The following is a 2,408-nucleotide window of genomic DNA, read 5'->3' on the forward strand; positions in this document are numbered from 1 at the left end:
AATGAAAACTGATAGATTTTTTCGTTGTGAAATTGACTTTTAGTGAAGTTGCGATAATAATCATGGAAGAGGTGATATGATGAAACGAATAAGTAGTCTTTTCTTCAGTAGTTTATTGGCATTAATGCTGATCTTAAGTGGATGTGCAGGAAAAGAACAAAAAACAGAGAAACAGACAGGTAATCAAGCTACATCGGTAGAAAAAATTAGTGATAATATTTTAGATGAAATGGAAGGACCACCTAAAAATGGTCATACGATTGAAAGACATGTAGGCAAGTCAGAAGAGGATTTGAAGAATCGCTTGAAGACAGATAAAGTGTCAGCCGCAAGTACATACTATGATAAAGAAACAGCGACGAAAGCTGTAAAAGATAGCTTGAAGCAACATGACAAGGAAATTCAAGATTGGTTAAAAAATTCTAAAGAGGCTCGTCTCGTAGTAAATACAACTCATTCATTCCCTGTTGGAAAAACGGTAATAAAGAAAAATATGAGTGTAAAAGAAAAGTTGGTAAAAACTGTTACTGTTTTAGCAAGAGATAAGTCAGGGGAATTAGGGTTTAAGATTATTACTTCTTATCCATCTGATAAATAAGAAGGGGGAGTACATTATGTATATGACATTACAATACTTTCTTAAATCGTACTGTACGTTAAGTATTCATGAGGATGAAATAGTAAGCGTGATGGAAGAGTTTATTGAACAAGAAGACGAAGAAATTGTTTTGAAATTACGTGATGAATTAATAAATATGAAGAAAAAGAACGCGTGGGAAGAGGCGTGTGTATTAGCTGCGAAGCAAGGAAATCGTATGTGGTCTTTAGAAGAAACGAAAGACCATCTTGAAACTTTTTTACTATTACTGCAAAAGAAAAAGGCGTGATTTAATCACGCCTTTTTCTTTATGTTATTCGGTTGATATTATCTATTCTTTTGGGGCGCTTTTATATACACTTTTTGAAATTTGTCCATTTGATATTACTTCCCCGTTTTGTGTTACTTTTTTATACGTAACCGCTGTGATTTTATCACTAGTCCTACTAATTACTTGAGAAGAAACTTCAACATTTTTACCAGTATTTGTACCGAAAATGCGTGTAGTAATACTACCTCCATTTGAAAATGCTTGAATATAAATATGATTGCCTGTATTATTTTTAAATTTTAAATCTGGACCATAATCTGCTACTGCTGCATCTTGCCCAAGTGGTAAATAATTTACTGGCATAGAATGATTGCTTCGAGAAACAATTCCTAAATCAGCCCTTAAAGCTGCGCTGTATAAAGTACTACTGACTTGGCAAACTCCTCCGCCTGCACTTTGTATTACTTTACCTTGTGAATATACTGCTGCAGATTTGTAACCATGTGCAGCATCAGTTACGCCAACGCGGCCGTTAAAACTAAATGTTTCATCAGGTGCCACAATAACCCCACTTAAAGTATTAGCTGACTTATTTACGTTAAATGATTGATTTCCGTTACGGCCAGCCATTGGAGTAGAATATTCAGCAATGACTTCTTTAATACCCATTTTCTGTATATCTTCTGTAGAACGTTCTGGTTTTATGAATGTAACTGGTAATGTAACATCTGATTTACCAGTAGTAATAGCTTCGTTTGTTAAACTGTTTAGTTTTCCTTTATCAATTTTTTCTCCGTTTTGGCTTTGACTAACATTTACTGTTGAGCCTTCAATGCTTAATTCTGCATTAACAGGATTTTTTAATGTTTCATTATATTTATCTTTTATAAAGGTTTCATAAGCTGTTGCATTTAATTGTGGTGTTAATTTATAGTCACGTTTTAATTCACCGTTTTCAGCTTGCTTGCGCATTTTGTAACGATTCATTACGTTTCCTTCTTGTTCTTTGAAGATTTTGTCAATAATATCTTTCTCTTTATAATTTACCCCTAAATCTTTCCATGTGTAAGTTTGTTTATCGTTTTGGAATATGTAGGTAAGGGATTTTTGATCTAATTCAGTTACCCTTTGATTAATAATTGCTTGAATATCTTTCTTATTTTTTCCATCGAGAGAAATACCTTCAAATGTAGTATTTGGTAATGCAGTAGTATCTAATTGATTATTTAATTTGGATACATATTGATATCCCCCAACACCGCCTACACAAAGTAATATGCCCCCAGCAATTGCAGAACCAATCAGTATTTTACTTAGCCTCATTTATTTCCCCCCAGAAATTTATGTATAAATATATGTATTACATTTTTTGTATAAAAATGATGAAAATAACATTATGTACGTACTAGTATACTATTATTTTCATTGTGTGTGTAATGTTTTCATAAAAAATGTTACATTGCTGTAATAATTGTCACTTCTTGTCACAATGTGTATGAAAAATATGTTGAAAAATATAATAAAAAGGCTGTCTAGAAT

Annotated in this window: 3 protein-coding genes; 2 read left to right on the forward strand and 1 reads right to left on the reverse strand. The window is 32.4% G+C overall.

What is annotated here, in order from left to right; all coding sequences use genetic code 11:
- Positions 1–79: 79 nt before the first annotated feature.
- Positions 80–598 (forward strand): RNase A-like domain-containing lipoprotein, encoded by a 519-nt coding sequence (locus ABWK52_RS28725; RefSeq protein WP_141537329.1) that lies wholly within the window; start codon positions 80–82, stop codon positions 596–598.
- 16 nt (positions 599–614) lie between these two features.
- Entirely contained in the window at positions 615–887 is a 273-nt protein-coding gene (locus ABWK52_RS28730; RefSeq protein ID WP_000282019.1) for a hypothetical protein, read from the forward strand.
- 42 nt (positions 888–929) lie between these two features.
- Here ABWK52_RS28730 and ABWK52_RS28735 read toward each other — a convergent pair whose 3' ends face one another.
- Positions 930–2,192 (reverse strand): VanW family protein, encoded by a 1,263-nt coding sequence (locus ABWK52_RS28735; RefSeq protein WP_098508758.1) that lies wholly within the window; start codon positions 2,190–2,192, stop codon positions 930–932.
- Positions 2,193–2,408: the final 216 nt, after the last annotated feature.

The organism is Bacillus sp. AP50 (assembly GCF_040492675.1).
Lineage (GTDB): Bacteria > Bacillota > Bacilli > Bacillales > Bacillaceae_G > Bacillus_A > Bacillus_A cereus.

Coding starts and splice junctions, on each gene's coding strand:
- ABWK52_RS28725 (WP_141537329.1), top strand. CDS start 80: ATGAAACGAATAAGTAGTCTTTTCTTCAGTAGTTTATTGGCATTAATG.
- ABWK52_RS28730 (WP_000282019.1), top strand. CDS start 615: ATGTATATGACATTACAATACTTTCTTAAATCGTACTGTACGTTAAGT.
- ABWK52_RS28735 (WP_098508758.1), bottom strand. CDS start 2,192: ATGAGGCTAAGTAAAATACTGATTGGTTCTGCAATTGCTGGGGGCATA.